This window comes from Novosphingobium gossypii (assembly GCF_050433305.1).
Taxonomy (GTDB): domain Bacteria; phylum Pseudomonadota; class Alphaproteobacteria; order Sphingomonadales; family Sphingomonadaceae; genus Novosphingobium; species Novosphingobium gossypii.
In genome coordinates this window covers 109,050-132,892 of record NZ_JBNPXM010000004.1, presented here as the reverse complement: position 1 = coordinate 132,892, position 23,843 = coordinate 109,050, and the positions used below count along the sequence as shown (strand labels likewise).

At 65.3% G+C, this 23,843-nt stretch carries 16 protein-coding genes; 13 read left to right on the top strand and 3 right to left on the bottom strand.

All coding sequences use genetic code 11. From position 1 onward, the window contains the following. Positions 1-48: 48 nt before the first annotated feature. Positions 49-348: a GNAT family N-acetyltransferase gene (locus GGR40_RS10005; RefSeq protein WP_429276090.1), complete on the bottom strand. Its 300-nt coding sequence runs from the start codon at positions 346-348 to the stop codon at positions 49-51. Between the two features lie 278 nt (positions 349-626). Between GGR40_RS10005 and GGR40_RS10000 the strand changes: the two genes are divergently transcribed. From GGR40_RS10000 to GGR40_RS09970, 7 genes are all read left to right on the top strand, one after another. Further along, positions 627-2,198, top strand: a complete 1,572-nt coding sequence (locus tag GGR40_RS10000) for an aldehyde dehydrogenase (NADP(+)) (RefSeq protein ID WP_429276089.1) — start codon at positions 627-629, stop codon at positions 2,196-2,198. 5 nt (positions 2,199-2,203) lie between these two features. Further along, positions 2,204-3,982 carry an IlvD/Edd family dehydratase gene (locus GGR40_RS09995; protein WP_429276088.1) on the top strand — a complete coding sequence of 593 codons (1,779 nt, stop codon included), beginning with the start codon at positions 2,204-2,206 and terminating at the stop codon, positions 3,980-3,982. Positions 3,983-4,134: 152 nt separating this feature from the next. Further along, a complete protein-coding gene (locus GGR40_RS09990) occupies positions 4,135-5,280 on the top strand; it encodes a fumarylacetoacetate hydrolase family protein (RefSeq protein ID WP_429276087.1) in 1,146 nt (381 codons plus the stop codon). A gap of 24 nt (positions 5,281-5,304) precedes the next feature. After that, entirely contained in the window at positions 5,305-6,096 is a 792-nt protein-coding gene (locus GGR40_RS09985; protein WP_429276086.1) for an SDR family NAD(P)-dependent oxidoreductase, read from the top strand. 1 nt (position 6,097) lies between these two features. Further along, positions 6,098-6,970: an SMP-30/gluconolactonase/LRE family protein gene (locus tag GGR40_RS09980; RefSeq protein WP_429276085.1), complete on the top strand. Its 873-nt coding sequence runs from the start codon at positions 6,098-6,100 to the stop codon at positions 6,968-6,970. Between the two features lie 58 nt (positions 6,971-7,028). Then, a complete protein-coding gene (locus tag GGR40_RS09975) occupies positions 7,029-8,477 on the top strand; it encodes a sugar porter family MFS transporter (RefSeq protein WP_429276084.1) in 1,449 nt (482 codons plus the stop codon). Then, positions 8,474-9,319, top strand: coding sequence for an aldose 1-epimerase (locus tag GGR40_RS09970; RefSeq protein WP_429276083.1), 846 nt, complete (start codon positions 8,474-8,476; stop codon positions 9,317-9,319). The genes GGR40_RS09975 and GGR40_RS09970 overlap by 4 nt, the downstream gene beginning before the upstream one ends. Positions 9,320-9,375: 56 nt before the next feature. On the opposite strand, the gene GGR40_RS09965 is transcribed toward GGR40_RS09970, so the two are convergent. Continuing rightward, the gene (locus GGR40_RS09965; protein WP_429276082.1) at positions 9,376-11,463 is read right to left on the bottom strand and encodes an alpha-glucuronidase family glycosyl hydrolase; all 2,088 of its coding nucleotides are present in this window, start codon (positions 11,461-11,463) and stop codon (positions 9,376-9,378) included. Between the two features lie 253 nt (positions 11,464-11,716). Here GGR40_RS09965 and GGR40_RS09960 point away from each other — a divergent pair, with 253 nt between their 5' ends. The 6 genes from GGR40_RS09960 (at position 11,717) to GGR40_RS09935 (ending at position 22,643) form a co-directional block, all read left to right on the top strand. Next, positions 11,717-14,104, top strand: coding sequence for a glycoside hydrolase family 3 N-terminal domain-containing protein (locus GGR40_RS09960; protein WP_429276081.1), 2,388 nt, complete (start codon positions 11,717-11,719; stop codon positions 14,102-14,104). Positions 14,105-14,112: 8 nt separating this feature from the next. Continuing rightward, on the top strand, positions 14,113-15,324 hold the full coding sequence (manD, locus tag GGR40_RS09955) for a D-mannonate dehydratase ManD (protein ID WP_429276080.1): 1,212 nt from the start codon (positions 14,113-14,115) through the stop codon (positions 15,322-15,324). Then, positions 15,321-16,634, top strand: coding sequence for an MFS transporter (locus tag GGR40_RS09950; RefSeq protein ID WP_429276079.1), 1,314 nt, complete (start codon positions 15,321-15,323; stop codon positions 16,632-16,634). The genes manD and GGR40_RS09950 overlap by 4 nt, the downstream gene beginning before the upstream one ends. Continuing rightward, on the top strand, positions 16,631-18,310 hold the full coding sequence (locus GGR40_RS09945) for a GH35 family beta-galactosidase (RefSeq protein ID WP_429276078.1): 1,680 nt from the start codon (positions 16,631-16,633) through the stop codon (positions 18,308-18,310). The genes GGR40_RS09950 and GGR40_RS09945 overlap by 4 nt, the downstream gene beginning before the upstream one ends. Positions 18,311-18,443: 133 nt before the next feature. Further along, positions 18,444-21,350: a TonB-dependent receptor gene (locus GGR40_RS09940; protein WP_429276077.1), complete on the top strand. Its 2,907-nt coding sequence runs from the start codon at positions 18,444-18,446 to the stop codon at positions 21,348-21,350. Positions 21,351-21,419: 69 nt separating this feature from the next. Beyond that, positions 21,420-22,643 carry an SGNH/GDSL hydrolase family protein gene (locus tag GGR40_RS09935; protein WP_429276076.1) on the top strand — a complete coding sequence of 408 codons (1,224 nt, stop codon included), beginning with the start codon at positions 21,420-21,422 and terminating at the stop codon, positions 22,641-22,643. A 33-nt stretch (positions 22,644-22,676) separates the two neighbouring features. On the opposite strand, the gene GGR40_RS09930 is transcribed toward GGR40_RS09935, so the two are convergent. After that, positions 22,677-23,771: a glycoside hydrolase family 43 protein gene (locus GGR40_RS09930; protein ID WP_429276075.1), complete on the bottom strand. Its 1,095-nt coding sequence runs from the start codon at positions 23,769-23,771 to the stop codon at positions 22,677-22,679. Positions 23,772-23,843 lie beyond the last annotated feature (72 nt).

Here is a 23,843-nt window from a genome sequence, read left to right as displayed (position 1 = left end):
GATTATTCCCTAATTTTCCGTTGTCGGGCGCCGTTCCGCAAAGCGTCTTTAGCCCGCCACGACATCGCCATATTCGGGGTGCCGCGCATACCATGCCGACATGAACGGGCACCTGAGCACGAGCCGCAAACCGCGTTCACGCGCAATGTCGAAGACGCCTCGTGCAAGGCGCGAAGCGATGCCCTGGCCACCGAACTCTTCAGGCACTTCGGTATGGGTGAGAACGAGATACCCGTCGTCGTCCCGGCGGAAGTAGGCGCGGCCCGCCGCGTCATCCACGATCGGCAGGATGAAGACCTGACCAGCCTCGTCAAGCACCACTGAATTGTCCGCTGCGGTCATCGTCATCTCCATCCTTTGCCCGCCGATGCGATCCGGCAGCAGCGCCGGTGTGGGGCAAGATGGCAAGAGGGGTCAACCTGTGCGATGGTTTACCCGCAGGCGCAGGGCAGTGACAGCCTGTGCGATACGCCCTACGACCATGAGGCGATTGACAAGTTTCATCCTGAAAGATAGCGCTATCAATTAATGGGTGGAGCTAGCCTTGCCCAACGTGCAGCTGCCATGGATAGCGCCGCGTATACAACGACAACGGTGGGGCCGCCCACTATCGAGAGGATACAGGAATGATCACCGGAGCCATGCTGATCGGGCGTGAGGAAGCCTTCACCGAAACCGGCTACACCGCCGTTGCAGCCGCCACCGGAGACGCGCTCGAACCCCGCTTCGCCACTGCCGGTCTTGCTGAAGTCGAGCGGGCCTGCGCCCTTGCCGATGCCGCCTCCATCGCCTTCGCCGAAGCCGAGCCGGAGACGCGGGCCGTGTTCCTTGAGACCATCGCAGACGAGATCGTCGGCATCGGCGATGTTCTGATCGAACGCGCCATGGCAGAGACGGGCCTGCCCCGTGCGCGTCTGGAAGGTGAGCGTGGGCGCACCACCGGCCAGCTGCGCCTGTTCGCGCAGGTGCTGCGCGAAGGCAGCTGGGCTGGCCTGATCCTCGACCCGGCGCTGCCGGACCGCGCGCCTCTGCCCCGTCCCGACCTGCGCACGCGTAAGGTGGCGCTGGGCCCGGTGGTCGTCTTCGGAGCCAGCAACTTCCCGCTTGCGTTCTCTGTGGCCGGTGGAGACACTGCATCGGCCTTCGCGGCGGGCTGTCCGGTTATCGTCAAGGGCCACTCCGCCCACCCAGGCACCGGCGAACTGGTCGCGCGCGCCATCCAGCGTGCAGTGGCGCTGTGCCATCTGCCGGACGGCGTGTTCTCCTATCTTCCCGCCACGCGCGAAGCGGGTACCGCGCTTGTTGCCGACCATCGTGTCAAGGCCGTCGGCTTCACCGGATCGCGCCCCGGCGGCATGGCCCTGATCCGCACCGCCGCCGCGCGGGCGGAACCGATTCCCGTCTATGCCGAAATGAGTTCGATCAACCCGGTCGTGCTGTTTCCCGCCGCCCTTGCCGCACGGGCCGAAGCACTGGGCGCTGCCTTCGTCGGTTCGCTGACGATGGGCGCGGGGCAGTTCTGTACGAACCCCGGCCTGGTCATCGCCATCGACGGCCCCGATCTCGACACCTTCCTCGCTTCCGCCGCGGCGACCATGGGCGCCAGCACCGCGCAGGACATGCTGACGCCCGGCATCCATTCGGCCTATGTCGAAGGTGTCGACGCGCTGGCGGGTCACGCCGCCGTCACTACGCTTGCGCGCGGTGCAGAGCCTACCGGCCCCTACCAGGCGCAGGGCGCGGTGTTCCGCACCACGGCGGCGCACTTCCTTGCCGATCCGGCGTTGGGGGCGGAAGTCTTCGGCTCCTCCTCGCTCGTCGTCACCGTCTCCGACATGGCAGAAGCGCAGCAGGTCATCGCCGCGCTCGAAGGACAGCTGACTGCCACCCTGATCCTCGACTCCGAGGACGAACCGGCCGCGGCAAAGCTGCTGCCGGTGCTGGAACGCAAGGTCGGCCGCATCCTCGTCAACGGCTGGCCTACCGGCGTCGAGGTGTGCCACGCAATGGTCCACGGCGGCCCGTTCCCCTCCACCTCCGACGGGCGGACTACCTCTGTCGGCGCTATGGCGATCGAGCGTTTCCTGCGCCCGGTCTGCTACCAGAACCTGCCCACCGCCCTGATCCCGGAAGGCCTGCGGGACGGCAACCCGTGGAACGCCCCGCGCCGAATCGACGGCACCCTCAAGCTGGGTTGATCGCGATGGACACGCCCGCCCCGCGCCGTTTCCGCTCTCAGGACTGGTTTGCCGATCCGGCACGCTCGGACATGGTGGCGCTCTATCTGGAGCGTTTCATGAATTACGGCGTGACGCCTGCCGAACTTCGGTCGGGCCGCCCGATCATCGGCATCGCGCAGTCGGGCAGCGACCTGTCGCCTTGCAACCGCATCCATCTGGACCTCGCCAAGCGCGTGCGCGACGGCATCCGGGACGCGGGCGGCATCGCGATGGAATTTCCGGTCCATCCCATCTTCGAGAACTGCCGCCGCCCCACTGCCGCGCTGGACCGCAACCTGGCGTACATGGGTCTGGTGGAAATCCTCTACGGCTACCCGATCGATGCCGTGGTGCTGACCACCGGATGCGACAAGACCACGCCTTCGCAAATCATGGCTGCGTCCACGGTGGACATTCCCGCCATCGTCCTGTCGGGCGGCCCGATGCTTGACGGCTGGCACGAAGGCGACCTCGTCGGTTCGGGCACCGTCATCTGGCGCAGCCGCCGCAAGCTGGCCGTCGGAGAGATCGACGAGGAGGAATTCCTCCAGCGCGCCTGCGACAGTGCGCCCTCTGCGGGCCACTGCAACACCATGGGCACCGCCTCCACGATGAACGCCGTGGCAGAGGCGCTGGGCCTGTCGTTGCCCGGCTGCGCGGCTATCCCCGCGCCCTATCGGGAGCGCGGGCAGTACGCTTACGAAACCGGTCGCCGCATCGTCGAGATGGCGCATGAAGACCTGCGCCCGTCGCACATCCTGACACGCGATAGCTTCCTCAACGCCATCCGCGTCGTCAGCGCGATCGGCGGGTCCAGCAACGCGCAGCCGCATATCATGGCCATGGCCCGCCATGCCGGCGTCGAACTGACCGCCTCCGACTGGACCGAGCATGGCTACGACCTGCCGCTCATCCTCGACATGCAACCCGCCGGGCGCTTCCTTGGCGAACGGTTCCATCGCGCCGGCGGCGTGCCCTCGATCATGTGGGAACTGCAGCAGGCGGGCGTGCTGGCCGAAGATTGCCTGACCGTGACCGGCGAGACGCTGGCTGAAAACCTGCAAGGCCGCGAAGCGCGCGACCGTGAGGTGATCCGCCCCTTTGCCGAGCCGCTGCGCGAAAAGGCCGGCTTCCTGGTCCTGTCGGGCAACCTGTTCGACTTCGGCATCATGAAGACCTCTGTCATCAGCACGGAGTTCCACGACCGCTACCTGTCGCGCCCCGGTTCCGAAGGCGTGTTCGAGGGCCGAGCCATCGTGTTCGAGGGCGGCGACGACTATCACCACCGCATCAACGACCCCGCGCTGAAGATCGACGCCGACTGCATCCTGGTCATGCGCGGTGCCGGGCCTCAGGGGTGGCCGGGTTCGGCCGAAGTCGTCAACATGCAGCCGCCCGACGCGCTGATCCGCGCAGGCGTGCAGTGGCTGCCGACGCTGGGGGACGGCCGCCAGTCGGGCACATCGGACAGCCCATCGATCCTCAACTGTTCGCCCGAAAGCGCAGCCGGTGGCGGGCTGTCATGGCTGCGGAGCGGCGACACCATCCGCATCGACATCCACGCCGGCACCTGCAACGCGCTGGTCGATGATGAAGAGATCGCCCGCCGCAAGACCGAGACACCCCCGCCAGTGCCCGAAAGCCATACGCCGTGGGAGGAACTCTTCCGTGAAAAGACCGGCCAGATGGCAGACGGCGCGGTCATGGACATGGCGGTGAAGTACCGACGCATCGCGGAAAGGACGCCGCGGCATAACCACTGAAGCCGGTGATGCGGGTTCGACGTTGCACAATGCGGCGACCCGCATTGACATTGCATCACATTGTGATAGCGCTCCCATCACGCGAAGCGAACCGGGGGCCAATAATGGACGCGAACGCCTAGCCTGCACAGCTTCCACCATAAAGAGAACGGATGCCTGATATGACCGATATCCTCTCCATGCTTCCGACCGATTGGCGTGAAGGCCTGTTTCTGGGCCGTCTGGATCTGGGCGAAGGCCCAACCCCGGTACTGCTGAGCCGCGGCATCGCCTATGACATGAGTGGCGTTGCGGCGACCGTTTCGGACCTCGTTGACACCGGTAGCTTCGAAGCGAACCGGGGGCTTGCGCTCGGTCCGGCGGAAGAGGTTCTGGCTACTGCCACCCTCCTCAGCCCCATCGACCTGCAGTGCGTGAAGGCGGCGGGCGTTACATTCGCGGTATCGGCGCTGGAGCGCGTGATCGAGGAACGTGCGCGCGGTGATGCCGACAAGGCGCAGGCCGTGCGCAGCGGGCTTGAGGAACGCATCGGCGGTTCGATCCGTGCCGTCGTCCCCGGCAGCCCCGAAGCCATGGCGCTCAAGGCCGCTCTGATCGAGGACGGCATGTGGTCGCAGTATCTCGAAGTCGCCATCGGCCCCGACGCGGAAGTGTTCACCAAGTCGCCGGTGCTTTCCACCGTGGGGTCGGGCGCGGAGATCGGTGTGCGGTCGGATTCGGGGTGGAACAACCCGGAACCCGAGGTGGTCATCCTGTCCGACGCCCGTGGCAAGGCCGTGGGTGCAACGCTGGGCAACGACGTGAACCTGCGCGACTTCGAAGGCCGTTCGGCGCTTCTGCTGGGCAAGGCCAAGGACAACAACGCCAGCTGTTCGGTGGGCCCGTTCGTGCGCCTGTTCGACGCCGGTTACACCATCGCCGATGTCGAAGATGCGCGGGTGCTGCTGCGGATCGACGGACCTGAAGGCTTCCTGCTGGAAGGCGAAAGCCGGATGTCGGAAATCAGCCGCCCGCCGCTCGACCTGCTGCGCCAGTGCTTTTCGGAACACCAGTACCCGGATGGCGTCGTGCTGTTCCTGGGCACCCTCTTCGCGCCGACGCAGGACCGCGATGCGCCGGGTCGCGGCTTCACGCACAAGGTAGGCGACGTGGTGGCCATTTCCAGCGACCGGCTTGGCACGCTGGTCAACACTGTCACCACCTCGCGCGATGCACCTGCCTGGGAAACCGGCATTGCCGCGCTCTACCGCAATCTGGCCCGGCGGGGCCTTGTCGGCAGCGCCGACGCCCTTGCCTGACCGCCCGACTTTCGAAGGAACACCATGCTGACCACTGCAACTCCCGCGCCCGCGATCCAGGTGGCGCGCTATCCATCGCTTGTCGGCAAGGGCGTGTTCGTCTCGGGCGGCGGATCCGGCATCGGGGCCGCGCTGGTAGAGGCATTCGCGCGGCAGGGGGCGAAAGTCTTCTTCGTCGATATCGCCGCCGAACCTTCGCAGGCGCTGGTATCGTCGCTTGACGGACAGGTGGACTTCACCCCGCGCTTCGTGGCGGGCGACCTCAAGGATCTCGATTTCGTGAAGGCCCAAGTGGCCGCTGCGAACGAGGTGCTTGGCAGGCTCGACGTGCTGGTCAACAACGCCGCCAACGACGACCGCCACGCGCTGGAAGATGTGACGCCCGAATACTGGGACGATCGCATGGCCGTGAACCTGCGCCACCTGTTCTTCGCCGCGCAGGCCGCGGTGCCGTACATGGAAGCAGCGGGCAGCGGCGTGATCCTGAACTTCGGATCGATCAGCTGGCATCTGGCGCTGGACCAGCTTTCGCTTTACCAGACTGCCAAGGCCGCGATCGAGGGCATGACCCGCGCAATGGCCCGCGAACTGGGTGAGCGCAACATTCGCGTGTGCGCCATCGTTCCCGGCAACGTCCAGACGCCCCGGCAGGAAAAGTGGTACACCCCCGAAGGCGAGCGGGAAATCCTCGACGCACAGTGCCTCAAGGCGCGCATCCAGCCGGAGGACGTGGCGGCGCTGGCCCTGTTCCTGGCTTCTGACGAAGCGCGCATGTGCACCGGGCACGAATACTTCGTCGATGCCGGCTGGCGCTGAGATGGCCCTGATCGGAACGCCCGAAGTCGCTGTCACCGTCGGCGCCACGCTGGGCGAAGGGCCGATCTGGGACGCCCAGCGCAAATGCCTGTGGTTCGTCGATATCAAGGGGCATCGGCTGCATCGTTTTGATCCGGCAACGGGTACGCTGGAGAGCACCGAGGCGCCGGAGGAACCCGGCTGGGTCGTCCCGCTGGCTGACGGCGCGCTGCTGGTCGGCGCCAAGGCGGGTGTCCACCGGTTCGAGGACACCACCTTCACCCTGCTTCACGCGGTGGAACCGGACGTTCCAGGCAACCGGCTGAACGATGCCGCCGTCCATCCCGACGGCTCGATCTGGCTAGGCACCATGGACAATGCCGAGGAAGCGCCCAGCGGCGGCTACTATCGCCTGCACGGCAGTAGCTGCACGGCACTGTCGCCCGAACCGATGGTCATCACCAATGGCCCTGCGTTCTCGCCGGACGGCCGCACCGTCTATCTGGTCGATACGCTGGAGCGCGCCATCCTCGCCGCGCCGGTTCAGGCAGACGGCCAGCCGGGAGAGGCCCGCCTTTTCGCGCGCGTGCCCGAGGGCATGGGCTATCCCGACGGGCCGGTGGTGGACAGCAGCGGCGTGGTCTGGGTCGGCCTGTTCAGCGGATGGGGTGTGGCCCGCTTTGCGCCGAACGGCACCTTTATCGAACGTATCGGGCTGCCCGTTGCCAACGTCACCAAGATCGCGTTCGGCGGTGACGATCTGCGCACCGTCTACGCCACGACAGCCCGCAAAGGCCTGTCGGGAGAAGAACTTGCAGCGCAGCCTCACGCGGGCGATCTGTTCACATTTACGGTAGACGTTCCGGGCCTTCCGCCGATACACCCGGCGATATAGCGAGACGTCGCAGGCACAAAGTCGCACGCACAAGGACATGGGAAGAGGACTGAATTGAATGGCGGCGGTTGACATGAGTGGCGCGCAGGCGTCCGTGCATTACGATGGAAAGGTCAACATGGCCTTCGTCGCCATGATCGTCGCGGTGGCGACAATCGGCGGCTTCATGTTCGGCTACGACAGCGGCGTCATCAACGGCACGCAGGACGGGCTGGAGAAGGCGTTCGACCTGTCCAAGCTGGGCACCGGTCTCAACGTCGGCGCGATCCTGATCGGCTGTGCCATCGGCGCCTTCGTTGCAGGGCGTCTCGCCGACGTATGGGGCCGCCGCACCGTGATGATGATCGGCGCCGCGCTGTTCGTCATCAGTGCGCTGGGTGCGGGTGCCGCCACGTCATCGCTGCTGTTCATAATCGCCCGCCTGGTCGGCGGCGTAGGCGTCGGCGCTGCCAGCGTTCTGGCGCCCGTCTACATCAGCGAGGTCACGCCGGCCTCGATCCGCGGACGGCTTTCCAGCCTGCAGCAGATCATGATCATCACCGGCCTTACCGGCGCTTTCGTCGCCAACTGGGCGCTGGCCCGCCACGCCGGGTCCAGCACCGACCCGCTGTGGCTGGACCTGCCGGCCTGGCGCTGGATGTTCTGGATGCAGGTGATCCCGGCGGTGATCTACCTTGTCGCCCTGTTTATGATCCCGGAAAGCCCGCGCTATCTGGTCGCGTGTGGCCGCGAGGCCGAGGCCGAGGCCGTGCTGACCCGCATCTTCGGCGCGGAAACGGCGGCAAGGATGGTCGCCGACATTCGCGGCAGCCTGCTTGCCGTGGCCGCCGACCACCATCGCCCGAGCTTTGCCGACCTCAAGGATCCCAGGACCGGTCGCCTGCGCAAGCTGGTCTGGGCCGGTATCGGCCTCGCCGTTTTCCAGCAGTTGGTCGGGATCAACATCGTGTTCTACTATGGCGCGGTGCTGTGGCAGTCTGTCGGCTTTTCCGAAAGCGACGCGCTGCTGATCAACATCCTGTCCGGCTCGCTTTCGATCCTGGCCTGCCTGGTGACCGTCATGGTGGTGGACAAGCTGGGCCGCAAGCCGCTGCTGCTGGTCGGTTCGGCGGGCATGACCGTGACGCTGGCCGCACTGGCGGTATGCTTTGCCAGCGGAACTTTCGTGGATGGCCACCTGACCCTGTCGGACCAGACCGGCCTTGTCGCGCTGATCGCCGCCAACGCCTATGTCGTGTTCTTCAACGTCAGCTGGGGTCCGGTGATGTGGGTCATGCTGGGTGAGATGTTCCCCAACCAGATTCGCGGTTCCGCGCTGGCGGTGTCGGGCTTTGCGCAGTGGATCGCCAACTTCGCCATTTCGGTCAGCTTCCCGGCGATGGCGGCAGGCCTTGGCCTGCCGGTAACCTACGGGTTCTATGCGGTGAGCGCGTTTCTTTCATTCTTCTTCGTGCGTGCGCTGGTGAACGAGACCCGCGGCCGCACGCTGGAGGAGATGGCGGCTTGATCCTCCTGCGTTCCGGCAGCAGCGAAGCTACGCTGCTGCCGCATCTGGGCGGGGCGATCGGCAGCTTCTCCATCGCCGGGCGCCCCATCCTGCGCCCGACGCCGGACGGCGCGACCGACCCGCTCGAAACGGCCAGCTTTCCGCTGGTGCCCTATGCCAACCGCATTGCCGATGGCCGTTTCACGTTTTCCGGGCAGGAGCACTCCCTGCCACGCAACGTCGCTGGTTTCGCGCATCCGCTGCACGGTCTGGGCTGGCTCAAGGCATGGTCGGTGGAAAGCCAGGCGGAAGAAAGCGCCGTGCTGGCCTGTGCCCATGACGCCGACGTCGACTGGCCGTGGGACTGGACCGCTACCCAGCACATCGAACTGAAGCCCGATTGCCTGCGCGTGCTGCTAAAGGTCACCAATTGCTCCGCCGGGCCGATGCCGTGCGGGATCGGGCATCACCCCTACTTCGTGCGGCCTGCGGATGCCAAGCTGCGGTTCGGGGCGGATGGCGTATGGCTGAACGATGCGGGGATGATCCCGGCTGAAACCGCATCTGCCGACAGCTTCGGGGACTTTGCGCAGGGCGCCCTGCCCCATACAGCCCGCCTTACCGATAACTGCTGGTTCGGTTGGACGGGCTCAGCGGCGCTGGGGGGCGACGTCCTGCTTTCCGCCCCCGGCCAGCGTTTCCTGCATGTCTTCGCCCCGCCGGGGGAAGACTTCATCTGCCTGGAACCGACCAGCACGATGCCCGACGCATTCAACCGCGACGCAGGCCTGTCTGGCGCCGGCGCGCTGGAGCCCGGCGCCAGCATGCGTCTGGACATGACCATCACGGTAAAGCTGGACTAACCGGGCAGCCCTACCGGTGCGAGAGGGCCCCGCCCCCTCGCACCCGCTACGCCTTGTCAGTGCCCCTGCCCCGGCGCCAGCGGGAAGCGCTGGGCCTTGTACCATGCCAGATCGTGTTCTGGTGCCGCGCTGCCTGCCGGAAGCGCGCGACCGTTCACCGACATCCAGTACGCCAGGCTTGCATCGCGCCACCAGCGCGCTTCACGGTGCTGGATGGCGAGATAGGTGGCGGTCTTCGACCAGCGCTCGGCGTCCACCTTGCCCTTTACCCCGTTCCACTGTGCCTGCATCTGCGCCACCGTGGCGACGCCGCGATCGTAATGGGCGACCATCTCTGTCCACAGCGTTCGCCCTGACTTCATCTTCCAATCCCACGGCAGGTGGTGGAACCACAGCAGTTCGGTTTCGGGCGTGGTGCGCGGGTCTGCCAACTGCCTTGCGACGGCGGGGGCATACTGCGAAACGGCGTTGCTGCCCGTCCGCGTCCGGTCGAAGCCGATGCCGTCCCGGTCCGCCTTATGGTAGTAGGTCGGGTTCCATTCCGGTCGGGCAAGTTCGTTGACCCACGGCCCCGGCCCGTAATGATGGCCGGTGTCCATCAGGTGCGCCAGACCGAGCGGCCCGGTGTAATCGACCACCGCCTCACGCGATTTCATCATGATGGCCACGGCGGTGTCGACGACCTGCGGATCGTTGCCGAAAGTCTGCCGCGCCCATTCGCGCGCGATGATCTCGGCGGACAGGGTCGGATCCCAGGCGAGGCGCCCGAACGCATACCAGTTGGCCTGATTGAACGTGGAGCCGGACCAGTCCCTGTCGCGCCCGATGTTCGCGACGCCTGCCATGCCGGTCAGCCGGTGCCCTTCCAGCGCGCCATCGACAACTTTGGCAACGGTCGAACCCTTGCCCTTCGCGCGGGTGTCCGCTTCCAGCACTTCCTCGAACAGGGTGCCGAGGTAGGCCAGGTGCGTCGCGAAGCCGAGGTATTCCTTGGTCACCTGCAGTTCCAGCATCATCGGCGTCTTCGGCATCGCGCCGAACAGCGGATGGAACGGTTCGCGCGGCTGGAAATCGATCGCGCCGTTCTTCACCTGCACCAGCACGTTGTCCGCAAACTTGCCGTCGAGCGGCTTGAACTCGGTATAGGCCTGCTTGGCGCGGTCGTCGGGATCGGTTTCGGCATAGACGAAGGCGCGCCACATAACGATGCCATCATGCGGTGCGACGGCAGCGGCGAGCATGTTCGCGCCGTCGGCATGGCTGCGATGATAGTCGCGCGGTCCGGGCTGACCTTCGCTGTTCGCCTTCACCAGGAACCCGCCGAAATCGGGAATTGCGCGGTAGATCTCGTCCGACTTCGCCTTCCACCAGGCGCGGACTTCCGGGTCCAGCGGATCGGCGGTCTTCAATCCGCCAAGCTCGATTGGGGCGGAAAAGCGGGCGGAGAGGTAGACCTTGATGCCCCAGGGTCGGAACACCTCCGCCAGCGCCGCGGCCTTGGTGATGTAGTCTTCGCGCATACTGACCGGACTAGCGTTGACGTTGTTGAGCACCACCCCGTTGATTCCGAGCGACGCATTGGCGCGGGCGTAATCGGCATAGCGCGGATCCTTGAAGTCCGGCAGTGTCCACCAGTCCCACAGCGATTGCCCCGCATAGCCGCGCTCCACGCTGCCATCGAGGTTGTCCCAGTGGTTGAGCACGCGCAGCTTCACCTTCGGCGCGGAGCTAATATCCAGCGCGGCAAGATCCGCCCCCATCTTCTGCGCCCGGATCGCGGCAAAGGCGCCGTAAAGCACGGCAGCGTCCGTGTTCCCCGTCACCACCAGCGCCGGGCGTCCGGCAATCGTGGCCGGGCGGACCAGATAGCCTTCTGCTCCCAGCCCGGCGAGCGGCAGGCGCAACCCGGCAAGGTCCGGCGCATCCGCCTTGCCCAGCACGATCGGCAGGGGCGAACTGGTCAGTTCTCGGCGAAGTTCGGCGGCAGCCAGCTTCAGCGTGGCCGAATCGCCGATCACGCGAATGTCAGGTGACGCGGCAGGTGCAGCGGCGGGCGACAGCCACAAGTCGTAACCATCATTGGCCTGTGCCGTGCCCGGCGCCGCGCCAAACGCCATCGCCGAGCCAGCCAGCAACGCCGCCATCAACGCACCTGTGCGCGAAAATCGCCTCTCCATCCAATCCGTCCCTCTATTTTGTCTGACCAATCCGGTTGACAACTTTGCCGTTATCACGAAAGATAGCGCTATCACAATAATACCGGCCTGAGCAACGCTGTTTGGCGAATCAGGACAAGGCGAGCCGAAACAGGCTTTTGGGAGTAAGGTAAGTGGAAAGCCCTCGCGCATTCGATCATTACGTCGCGCCTGCAATCACGCTGGGTGCCGGGGCTGCGGCATGACTGCCCGCTCGTCCCTGTCCGTCACGCGCCGCGCGCTGCTTGGCTGGAGCGGCGGCGCATCGCTGCTGGCCTTCATGCCCGTTGCCGCGCGCGCAGCTGCGCCGGTCTACAAGGACGCCAGGGCGCCGGTGGACTTGCGCATCGCCGACCTGATGAGCCGCATGACGCTGGACGAAAAGGTCGCCCAGCTCATCACGCTGTCCACCCGCAAGCGCGACGTGATGGATGACGATCGCGCCTTCGATCCCGCGCGCGCAAGCTCGGCCTACCCGCACGGGATCGGCCAGATCGCACGTCCGTCCGACCGGGGCGGCGCGGCCACGGCGAACAACACCGGCACCGAAGTGACGGGACGCTGGCGCAAGCCTGCCGACACCATAGCCTTCGTCAACGCTACCCAGAAATGGGCACGCGCGACGGGCCTGGGCATCCCCGTGCTGTTCCACGAGGAATCGCTGCACGGCTACATGGCGCCAGAGGCCACCAGCTTTCCGCAGGCCATCGCCATGGCGGGCAGCTTCGATCCCGAGCTGGTGGAGCGCGTGCAGTCGGTCATCGGCCGCGAGGTTCGCGCCCACGGCTCCACGCTGGCGCTGTCGCCGGTGGTGGACATCGCCCGCGATCCGCGCTGGGGCCGGATCGAGGAAACCTTCGGCGAAGACCCATACCTGTGCGGGGAAATGGGCGTTGCCGCCGTGCGTGGCCTGCAGGGGCCCGGCAAGGAACTGCCCGAAGGCAAGGTTTTCGCCACGCTCAAGCACATGACCGGCCATGGGCAGCCCGAAGCCGGCAACAACGTCGCCCCCGCCCCGCTCGGCAAGCGCGAACTGTACGACAGCTTCTTCCCCCCGTTCCGCGAAGTGGTGCGCCGCACCGGCATCGCCGCCGTCATGCCGTCCTACAACGAGATCGACGGCATTCCCAGCCATGCCAACCGCTGGCTGCTGAACGACGTTCTGCGTGGTGAATGGGGCTTCGACGGGGCCATCGTCAGCGATTACGCCGCCATCGGCGAACTGGCGACATTCCACCACCTGGCCGCCGACTTGCAAGGCGCCGCGCGGCTTGCCCTCCATGCCGGCGTCGACACCGATCTGCCCGATGGCGAGGCCTATCGCGGGCTGGCAGACCAAGTGCGCAAGGGGCTGGTGCCGATTTCGGTCATCGATGCCGCGTGCCGCCGCATGCTGACGCTAAAGTTCCGCGCGGGCATGTTCGAGGCCGGGCCAGTGGATCCCAAGGCCTCTGCCCGCCTCACCGCCAATGCAGAAGCGCGGGCACTGGCCCTGGAAGCCGCGCGCAAGTCCATCTGTCTGCTGAAGAACACCGGCGTGCTGCCGCTGACCGCCGGTGCGCACAAGCGCGTCGCGGTGATCGGGCCGAACGCCAACGTCACGCGCCTTGGCGGCTATTCATCCGAACCGCGTTCCAGCGTCAATCTGGTGCAGGGCATCACGGCCCGGCTGAAGGGCAAGGCCGAAGTCGTCTTCGCGCAGGGCGTCTATATCACCCAAAGCGAGGACCGTTCGGCCAACGAAGTGCTGCTGGCCGACCCGGCGAAGAACCGCACCCTCATCGCGGAAGCGGTGGAAACCGCCAAGGGCAGCGACGTGGTTGTTCTGGCGATCGGCGATACCGAACAGACCAGCCGCGAAGGCTATGCGAAGAACCACCTCGGCGACCGTACCGACCTCGATCTCCTTGGCGAGCAGAACGCCCTGTTCCGCGCCGTGAAGGCCACCGGCAAGCCGGTGATCGTCGTCGCGCTCAATGGCCGCCCGCCCTCATGGCCGACCGTGGCCGAGCAGGCCGACGCCATCCTCGAATGCTGGTATCTGGGCCAGGAAGGTGGCACCGCCATAGCCGAGGCATTGTTCGGGGACGTCAATCCCGGCGCCAAGCTGCCGGTTACCGTGGTGCATGACGTGGGTCAGGTGCCGTTCTTCTACAACCACAAGCCCTCTGCCAAGCGCGGCTACTTGTTCACCGATACCGCGCCGCTGTACCCGTTCGGCTTCGGCCTCAGCTACACGACGTTCACCATCGGCGCGCCCGCCCTGTCCGCCCCGCGCATCGCGGCGGCCGGCACCGTCACCGTCGCGGTGGACGTGACGAACACCGGCAGCCGTGAAGGCGACGAGGTGGTCCAGCTCTACGTCCACGACAAGGAGGCCAGCGTGACGCGCCCGGTCATGGAACTGCGCGGTTTCCGACGTGTCACCCTCAAGCCCGGCGAGACGCGCAGGGTGGAATTCACGCTCGGCCCGGCGGACTTCAGCCTCTGGAACGAGGACATGCACGAAGTCGTCGAACCCGGATTTTTCGACATCATGGTCGGCAACAGCAGCGCCGCCCTCCAAACTGCAACTCTCGAAATCGCCTGAGGACCATCATGCCCAAGATCGTAGACGCCAAGGTCATCGTGACCTGCCCGGGTCGCAACTTCGTCACCCTCAAGATCACCTGCGATGACGGCACCACCGGCGTCGGCGACGCCACACTGAACGGAAGAGAGCTTTCAGTGGCCAGCTATCTGGCTGACCACGTCATCCCCTGCCTGATCGGGCGTGACGCGCATCGCATCGAGGACGTCTGGCAGTACCTCTACAAGGGCGCCTATTGGCGTCGCGGGCCGGTGACGATGACCGCCATCGCCGCCGTCGACATGGCGCTGTGGGACATCAAGGGAAAGATCGCAGGCTTGCCGGTCTACCAACTGCTCGGCGGGGCCAGCCGCGAAGGCGTGATGGTCTACGGCCATGCCAACGGCACGACGATCGAGGACACGATCAAGGTCGCGCTGGACTATCAGGCGCAGGGGTACAAGGCGATCCGCCTCCAGTGCGGCGTTCCCGGCATGGCGTCCACCTACGGCGTGTCGAAGGATAAGTATTTCTACGAGCCGGCCGATGCGGACCTGCCGACGGAGAACGTCTGGAACACGTCCAAATACCTGCGCGTCGTGCCCGAACTCTTCAAGGCCGCGCGTGAGGCGCTGGGCTGGGACGTGCACCTGCTGCACGACATCCACCACCGCCTGACCCCCATCGAAGCCGGTCGGCTTGGCAAGGATCTGGAGCCGTACCGTCCGTTCTGGCTGGAAGACGCGACGCCTGCGGAAAACCAGGAAGCGTTCAGGCTGATCCGCCAGCACACCACCGCACCGCTGGCCGTGGGCGAAATCTTCAATTCGATCTGGGACGCCAAGGATCTGATCCAGAACCAGCTGATCGACTACATTCGCGCCACCGTGGTCCACGCGGGCGGCATCACGCACCTGCGCCGTATCGCGGCGCTAGCCGACCTTTATCAGATCCGCACCGGCTGCCACGGCGCCACCGACCTGTCGCCGGTCTGCATGGCCGCGGCGCTGCACTTCGACCTGTCGGTGCCCAACTTCGGCATTCAGGAATACATGCGCCACACGCCCGAGACCGACGCCGTGTTCCCCCATGCCTACACGTTCGCAAACGGCATGATGCATCCGGGCGATGCCCCGGGCCTCGGCGTCGACATCGACGAGGAACTGGCCGCAGGCTACGAATACAAGCGCGCGTTCCTGCCGGTGAACCGGCTTGAAGACGGCACGATGTACAACTGGTGAGCACGGTGGAAGCCATCACCGCCGCCTCTGCACAGGGTCCGGCCAAGCCTGCCGGGCGCGTGCGCTGGATCGTCTGCGCGCTGCTGTTCGCGGCGGTAGTGCTCAGCTATGTCGATCGTCTGGTCCTGCCCACGCTCAAGCCGGAACTGCAGTCGCGCTATGGCTGGAGCGAGAGCGGCTATGCCGACCTCGCGATCTGGTTCCAGGCAGGCTACGGCATCGCCTACGTCTTCTTTGGGCGGCTGATCGACCGGATCGGGGCACGGGCGGGCTATGCGCTGGCGGTGGCGCTGTGGACCTTCGGGCACATCGCGCATGTGCTGTTCACCAGCACCAGCGGCATGCTGCTGGCGCGCGTTCCGCTGGCCATCGGCGAGGCGGGGACATTCCCCGCCGCCATCGCCGCCACCAATGAATGGTTTCCCAAGCGCGAACGCGCGCTGGCCATCGGCATCTTCAACGCCGGGTCGAACGTCGGCGCGATCCTGACGCCGCTGGTCGTCCCGGTCATCGCACTGACGCTGGGCTGGCGCTGGGCCTTCATCTTGACCGGCGCGCTGACGGTGATCTGGCTGGCCGCGTGGCTCGGCTTCTATCGCCGCCCGCGCGACAAGAAGACCCTGACCGCACAGGAACTCGCCTGGATCGAGGCAGACCCGGTCGAACCCGCGCAGCCGGTTCGCTGGCGCGACGTCCTGCGCCATCGCCAGACCTGGGCCTACATGCTTGGCCGCTTCCTGATCGACCCGGTCTGGTGGACGTTCCTGTTCTGGCTGCCCGACTTCTTCAACAAGCAGTTCGGCGTCAAGATGATGGACTTCGGCCCCCCGCTGATCGCGGTCTACCTGCTGGCGGATGTCGGTTCGGTGGCGGGCGGATGGGCATCCTCGCGCCTGATGGGCCGCGGATGGAGCCTGAACCGTGCGCGCAAGACCGCGATGCTGCTGGCCGCGCTGTGCGCCGTGCCGATCGCGCTTGCCCCGCAAGCGACCAGCCTGTGGACGGCGGTTGCGCTCATCGGCCTTGCCTGCGCCGGGCATCAGGGGTTTTCCGCCAACCTGTACGCCCTCCCCGGTGACACGATGCCGCGCTGGATGACCGGATCGGTGGTCGGCCTTGGCGGACTGGCGGGCGCCGTGGGTGGCATGCTCATGGCCAAGTTCGCCGGCGTCATTCTGGAAACGGTGGGCAGCTACGGCCCGATCTTCCTGGTCGCTTCCTGCGCCTATCTGGTGGCGCTGGCGACTATCCACCTGATCCTGCCGCGATATCAGAGCGCGCAACACCAATCCCCGGGAGCAACAGGATGACCTTACGCACCGCACTGGCGGCCACGTCGATGCTGGCCGCCGCCATGAGCATGTTCGCTCCCGCCCATGCTGATGCGCCTCGGCTGGAGAGCAAGGGCGATACGAAACAACTGATCGTCGGCGGCAAGCCCACGCTGATGATCGCGGGCGAACTCAGCAATTCGGCCGCTTCCAGCGCCACCTACATGGAACCGCACTGGAAGCGCCTGAAGGACATGAACCTCGACACCGTGATAACTCCGGTGTCGTGGGAACTGATCGAGCCGGTCGAAGGCCGGTTCGACTGGTCCTCGGTCGATTCGCAGATCAAGGCGGCTCGGGCCAACGACCTCAAGCTGGTGATACTGTGGTTCGGCGCGTGGAAGAATTCCATGTCCACTTATGTGCCAAGCTGGGTGAAGCGCGACCAGCAGCGCTTCCCCCGCGCCGCCCTGCCCAATGGCCAAGGCGTGGAAATCCTGTCCACTTTCGGCGGTGATACGCTCAAGGCCGACCAGCGTGCCTATGCTGCGCTGATGGCCCACATCAAGGCAGTGGACGCGACCCAGAACACCGTCCTGATGGTGCAGGTTGAGAACGAGATCGGCATGCTGCCGGTCGCCCGCGACTACAGCGCGCCTGCCAACGCGGCCTTCCGTGAGCAAGTGCCCGCCGAACTGATGAACTACCTTGTCGCCCACAAGGACACCCTTGTCCCTGCCATGCAACGCCTGTGGGTGGAACGTGGCGCGCGCACCAGCGGCACCTGGGAAGAGGTTTTCGGCGCCGGAGACGCTGCCGCCGAAGTGTTCGCCGCCTGGCATTACGCCCGCTTCGCCGACCAGTTGGCCGCTGCGGGCAAGGCGCAATACCCGGTACCGATGTACGTCAACGTGGCGCTCAACCGCCCAGGCCGCCTGCCCGGTGAATACCCCAGCGGCGGACCCCTGCCGCATCTGCTGGACGTGTGGAAGGCGGGCGGGCCGAACCTCGATTTCCTGGCGCCCGATATCTATTTCCCGAACTTCGTGGACATCGTGGACCGCTACAAGCGCCCCGACAACGTGCTGTTCATTCCCGAAGCACACAATTCGGACAATCCCATCGCGCCGGCCAACGCGTTCTATGCGATCGGCCAACTTGACGCGATCGGGTTCGGGCCGTTCTCCATCGATTCCATCGACGAGGATCCCGGCGCGCTGAAGGACGCTTACGGCATCCTTCAGCAGCTCAAGCCCTATATCCTTGACGCGCAGGGCACCGATCGCATGGTCGGCTTCAAGCCGCGCCAGCTTTATGACGAAACGCTGGTCTACGAACCCGAGATGCGAGACGTCGGCCCTTACCGCTTCACTATCTCTTACGCCGATCTGCAAAAGCCCATCGCCAATCCCGGTGCCGACGTGGCGAATTCCGCCGCAAAAGCCGCCATCGCTGCGGCGGGCGGCATCATCATCCAGATCGGCCCGGAGGAGTACCTCGTCGCGGGCCAAGGCATCACCGTCACCTTCAAACCCAAGGCGAATGATACGCCACTGGCGGGGATCGATTCGGCCTGGGAGGGACACTACGACGCCACCGGCAAGTGGGTGGCAGGACGCCTGCTCAACGGCGACCAGACTCACCAGGGCCGCCATATCCGCCTGTTCCCCGGAAAGTGGCAAATCCAGCGCGTAAAGCTTTACAGCTACAAGTAAAAGATAACGCTATCATTCTTCTTGACGCGCCCATCTCGCAGGCATAAAGAACGAATGATAGCGCTAGCAATGACAGCGCCTCGTGCGAGCTGGAACGATCAGCCGCAGACGCTTGGGAGGGAGTTGAGATACCATGCGACGCAATTTCGTAACCGTTCGTGCCGTGCTGCTGGGTGCAGCCGCACTCACACCGTTTGTCGGTTCCGCCGCACAGGCACAGGAAACCGCAGCTACCACTCAGGCAGCTGATGGTGCAGACGCATCGGCCGAGGAGATCATCGTCACCGGCATTCGCGGCTCGCTGCAGAGCGCGACCAATGCCAAGCGTGATGCCGTGACCTTCGGCGACAGCATCTTCGCGGAAGACATCGGCAAACTGCCCGCAACCAATCTTGCCGAAACGCTGAACCGCATGCCCGGTGTGCGCCTCAACCGCGACATCACCGGCGAGGGCACCCAGGTCGCCATCCGCGGCCTTGGACCCAGCTTCACGCGCGTGCTGCTGAACGGCTCGCAGCTGCAGGTGGCGTCGGACGGCGGTACCAATGGCGGCAGCGCCAATCGCGAAGTCGACCTCGACTTCTTCCCTTCGGAACTCTTCACCCGCCTCGACCTGCAGAAGAGCCCCTCGCCCTCGACGCTCGAAGGCGGCATCGCGGGCACCGTCAACCTGCGCAACGCACGTCCCTTCGACAAGGAAGGCACGCACGTCACTGTCGTCGCGCAGGGCCAGTATACCGACAGCAATGGCAAGGTCAGCCCGCGCGGCGCGCTGGTTGCCAGCCACACGACCGACACTTTCGGCATCCTCGTCGGCGTGGCTGGCGTGAAGACCAAGACCCGCGTAGACGGCTTCGAAACCGTGGGCTGGGGCGATGGCAACCTGCCTTGCGGCACGGGCTGCACCGACGCCGGCAACAACAACTGGAACTGGGCTTCGACCGTCCCGGCCAATGCCGGCCACGGCCTCGTCGCCGGCCAGCCGGTGGATGTCGTTGCGACGTCCGGCCTCACTCGTGGCCAGCTGAGCACCGCGCTGCTGCCGCGCCTTGGCCGCAACAGCCTGACCACCGGCGATCGTTCGCGCATCTCGGCGCTTGCCTCGCTCGAATGGCGCCCCAGCGACGAGCTGCACTTTGCCCTCGACGGCATCTGGGCGCGGTCCAAGCGTGACTTCACCAAGGTCAACATGAACTGGCAGGTCCGCAACTCGGGCCCAGGCACCGGTGCCCAGGCGACCGGCGGCATGATCCCGATCGACCTCACCGTGGATGACAACAACGTCGTCACCAGCGGCACGTTCGCCAACTCGTCGTTCTTCCTCGAAGCAAGCCTGTTCAAGCAGACCACCAAGTTCTGGAACATCAACCCCAGCGTGACCTGGCAGCCGTCGGATACCGTCAAGGTGGAAGCCAGCGTCAACTGGTCGAAGAGCAGCTTCTTCCGCGAACAGCCGACTTTCGCGTTCCAGACAGCGCCGAATTCGGGCGTGGACGTCTATTACGACAATACCGGCGCGGCCAATCGCCCGCTCATCACCACCAACATCGATCTGAACAACCCCGGCGCAGGCTGGCAGTGGTATCGCCAGAACATTCAGCTGGTTCGCCGCAGCACCGAAACCAAGGGCGCGCACCTCGACACCACGTTCGGTGACGACCAGTTCAGCCTGAAGATCGGCGGCGCCTACGACCGTGCTCAGCGCTCCATCCGCGCCTACGACAATAGCCCTGCCTATCAGCTTTCGGTCTGCGGGGCCGGATGCACCGGCGCGACGGGATCGGTGCCGACCAGCGCCATTTCTCAGTACCTGAACCCCTTCCCGGTCAGCAACTTCGGCCATCTGGCCAGCGGCAGCGTCGGCTACAACGCGTTCGTCGTGCCGGACTTCGATGCTCTGAAGGACGCGACCAACTACGCATCGTATCGCGACAGCGCCCCCGAAGCCCGCGGCGCGGTGACCGGCGGCGCAACCGGCGACATGGACGAGGAAGTCTGGGGCGCCTACTTCGAGCTTAACGGCGTCACGCAGCTGTTCGGCCGCGACCTGCACATGAATGCCGGCATGCGCTATGCGCACACCCGTCAGGTCGTCGTCGGACCGAGCCAGGTCGGCACCACCATCGTCGACATCACCTCGAAGTCCAACTACGAGAACTTCCTGCCGTCGATCAACCTGACCTACGACCTGACCGACCGGATCAAGCTGCGCGCTGCGGCATCGCGCACCATGACCCGTCCGGACGCAGGGCAGATCCTGCCGGGCATCACATTCTCCGATCCCTCGGCGCTGGTCGCCAGCGCCGGCAACCCGGACCTGACGCCCTACACCTCTGACAACTACGACATCGGCGGTGAAATCTACACCAGCGGCATCGGCTACGTCGGGATCTCGGCGTTCATGAAGAACATCCAGGGCTTCACCGAAACGCAGACGACACAGGCCAGCTTCGGCTCGCTCAACATTCCGTTCGACAGCCTGCTGTCCACGCAGCAGGATGCTCTGCGCAACCGTGCGGCGTCCTCCGGCGTCGCGATTGCGGACCTGCCGATCACCGTCAACCGTCCGGTCAACCTGTCTGACCTGAGGATCAAGGGTCTGGAAGTGACCTGGGTTCAGCCGCTCGACTTCCTGGTGCAGGGCCTCGGCTTCTCGGCCAATGGCACCACGCTGGACCAGTCGTCCTCTTCGGGCCTGGTTGCCACCGGCGTGTCCAAGTATTCGTATAACCTTCAGGGCTTCTACGAAAACCACGGCCTCTCGGTCAGCCTGAACTACGTGTGGAACGACAAGTCGATCGCGGTGAACGGTCCGCAGAACAACATCCAGGGCGCCAACCTTCGTGCGGATGCACGCGGCCAGCTGGACCTTTCCGCAGGCTATCAGCTGCCCTTCCTGAACAATGGCATGCGCCTGACGCTGGACGTGCTGAACATCACGAACGAGCCGATCCGCACGACCTTCGAATATTCCAACGCCGCCTACTCGGTCTACTATCCGGGCCGTCAGGTTCTGGTGGGCCTCAGGGCCAATTTCTGATTACCCTCCCGACTACCAACTTCGAGCCGGCTTCATGCCGGCTCTTTCTTTTTGAGGGGTAGATTGTCCATGCCCATACGCCGCAGCCTTACGATACTGGCCGCCGTTCTGACGCTTGGCGCGTCTTCCATGGCTCATGCCGCTTCGGGCCCATGCCCGTGGGTCGGCGCCTGGGGATCTTCACAACTGCCGGTCAACGGCGACGATCGACTGCCCGAAGCTGCCCGCCGCGACTTTACCCTGCGCCAGATCGTCCGCCCTTCCATAGCCGGAGCCGAGTTGCGCATCCGTCTGTCGAACGCTTTTGGCGAGACACCACTGGTGATCGCCAATGCATCGCTGGCGCGTTCCCCTGACCCTCGCCGGGCCGATATCGACGCGAAGTCAGTGGCGCCACTGCGCTTCGACGGCAAGGACAGCGTCGTCATCCCGGCGGGTGCGGACTGGCTCTCCGATCCCATCGCCATGCCCCTTGCCGCGTTCACCGATCTCGCCGTTTCGCTGCACGTCGATGCACTGCCCGAACGACAGACCGGCCACCCCGGATCGCGCGCCACCTCGTACTGGACCGGCGGAGATCATGCGCGAGACGCTGCCCTTCCCGCCGCGACACCGGTGGATCACTGGTATCTGCTTTCCGGCGTGGAGGTGCGCAGTTGCGGCGCCGGTGCCATTGTGGCGCTAGGGGATTCGATTACGGACGGACGCGGCTCCACCACCAATGGCAACGACCGCTGGACCGACGTGCTGGCGCGCCGGCTGGCGGGGCGGCGGGCCTTGGTCAACCAGGGCATCGGCGGCAACCGCGTCCTGCTCGACGGGCTTGGCCCCAATGCGCTGGCCCGGCTCGACCGCGACGTGCTCTCAACTCCGGGCGTGACGCACCTCGTCCTGCTGGAAGGCATCAACGACATCGGAATGCTGACGAAAGATGCCCCGGTTTCTCCCGAAGCGCATGCGGCGCTCGTCAGGCAGGTGACCGGAGCCTACGCGCAGATCGTGTCACGCGCCCGCGCACATGGCATCAAGGTCTATGGCGGCACGCTGCTGCCGTTCATGGGCATGGAATACTACCACCCGACGGCAGCGAGCGAGGCCGACCGACAGGCGATCAACGCCTGGATCCGCCAGCCGGGCCACTTCGACGCCGTGATCGACTTCGACGCGGTCATGCGCGACCCGGCGCATCCGGATCGGCTGAACCCGGCCTACGACGTCGGGGACGCGATCCATCCCAACCCTGCCGGTTACAAGGCGATGGGAGACGCGATCTCCCTGCGATTGCTGAAATGAAGAAGGGGCGCCGATCGGGCGCCCCTTTCACCATCAGCGGACCATGGGGTTGATGGTTTTGATCGTGCCATCCGGGTTGTAGTGCAGCTCGGTGACCTTCACGTTGCGCAGCCGGGTCTGGCCGGAAAGCTGGGTATCGGCATAGAACAGCCACCACTTGCCATTCCACTGAACGATGGAATGATGCGTGGTCCAGCCTTCTACCGGCTCCAGGATGCGTCCCTTGTACGTGAACGGCCCATAAGGCGAGTCGCCGATGCCGTAGGCCAGATAGTGGGTGTCGCCGGTGGAGTAGCTGAAGTAGTATTTGCCCTTATACTTGTGCATCCATGCCGCCTCGAAGAAGCGGCGATCGTGGTCGCCGCCCAGCAGCAGGTTGCCCTTGTCATCGACGATGCGCACTTCGCGCGGCGTTTCAGCATATTCGAGCATGTCGTCGCTCATGCGGGCGATGCGGGGCAGCAGCGCGGGCTTGTCGTCAGCCTGCAGGTCGGTCTTTGAGCCGTTGGGATCGTACCTGCCGCCGACATTGCGCTGTAGCTGACCGCCCCAGATGCCGCCGAAATACATGTAGCTTTTGCCGTCGTCGTCGGTGAACACGGCAGGATCGATGGAATAGCTGCCCTTGATCGGCTGCGGCTGCGCCTTGAACGGGCCGGTCGGGCTTTTCGAGGTAGCAACGCCGATGCGGAACGCGCCCGCCTTGTCCTTGGCCGGGAAGTACAGATAATACGTGCCGTTGTGATACGCGGCATCCGGCGCCCACATCTGCTTTTCAGCCCATGGCACGTCCTTCACGTCCAGCGCCACGGGGCCAAGCGTCACCGGGCCGCCGATGCGATCCATCGACAGGATGCGATAATCACGCATCTCGAAGTGGCTGCCGAGATCGTCCTCGGGCGTGGGGCCGTCGATGTCATGGCTAGGATAGACGTAAATCTTGCCGTTCCACACATGCGCGGACGGGTCCGCCGTGTAGATTTCGGTGACCAGCGGCTGCGAAAGATACTTTGAGGCCTTCGCTTCATTGCCAGCCTGCGTGTCGGTGGCTGCAGGATCACTGGCAGAACAGCCCGCAATGGCCGCTGCAAGGGCGAGCAGCGGCAGGCTCCGGTGAATTTTCGACACATCCATCTCCTGGTATCTTCGGCTCTGCGCCTGTCAGATAGCGCTACCATGCGTCATCCGTCGGGTGCAAGT

Coding starts and splice junctions, on each gene's coding strand:
- GGR40_RS10005 (WP_429276090.1), bottom strand. CDS start 348: ATGACGATGACCGCAGCGGACAATTCAGTGGTGCTTGACGAGGCTGGT.
- GGR40_RS10000 (WP_429276089.1), top strand. CDS start 627: ATGATCACCGGAGCCATGCTGATCGGGCGTGAGGAAGCCTTCACCGAA.
- GGR40_RS09995 (WP_429276088.1), top strand. CDS start 2,204: ATGGACACGCCCGCCCCGCGCCGTTTCCGCTCTCAGGACTGGTTTGCC.
- GGR40_RS09990 (WP_429276087.1), top strand. CDS start 4,135: ATGCCTGATATGACCGATATCCTCTCCATGCTTCCGACCGATTGGCGT.
- GGR40_RS09985 (WP_429276086.1), top strand. CDS start 5,305: ATGCTGACCACTGCAACTCCCGCGCCCGCGATCCAGGTGGCGCGCTAT.
- GGR40_RS09980 (WP_429276085.1), top strand. CDS start 6,098: ATGGCCCTGATCGGAACGCCCGAAGTCGCTGTCACCGTCGGCGCCACG.
- GGR40_RS09975 (WP_429276084.1), top strand. CDS start 7,029: ATGGCGGCGGTTGACATGAGTGGCGCGCAGGCGTCCGTGCATTACGAT.
- GGR40_RS09965 (WP_429276082.1), bottom strand. CDS start 11,463: ATGGCGGCGTTGCTGGCTGGCTCGGCGATGGCGTTTGGCGCGGCGCCG.
- GGR40_RS09960 (WP_429276081.1), top strand. CDS start 11,717: ATGACTGCCCGCTCGTCCCTGTCCGTCACGCGCCGCGCGCTGCTTGGC.
- manD (WP_429276080.1), top strand. CDS start 14,113: ATGCCCAAGATCGTAGACGCCAAGGTCATCGTGACCTGCCCGGGTCGC.
- GGR40_RS09945 (WP_429276078.1), top strand. CDS start 16,631: ATGACCTTACGCACCGCACTGGCGGCCACGTCGATGCTGGCCGCCGCC.
- GGR40_RS09940 (WP_429276077.1), top strand. CDS start 18,444: ATGCGACGCAATTTCGTAACCGTTCGTGCCGTGCTGCTGGGTGCAGCC.
- GGR40_RS09935 (WP_429276076.1), top strand. CDS start 21,420: ATGCCCATACGCCGCAGCCTTACGATACTGGCCGCCGTTCTGACGCTT.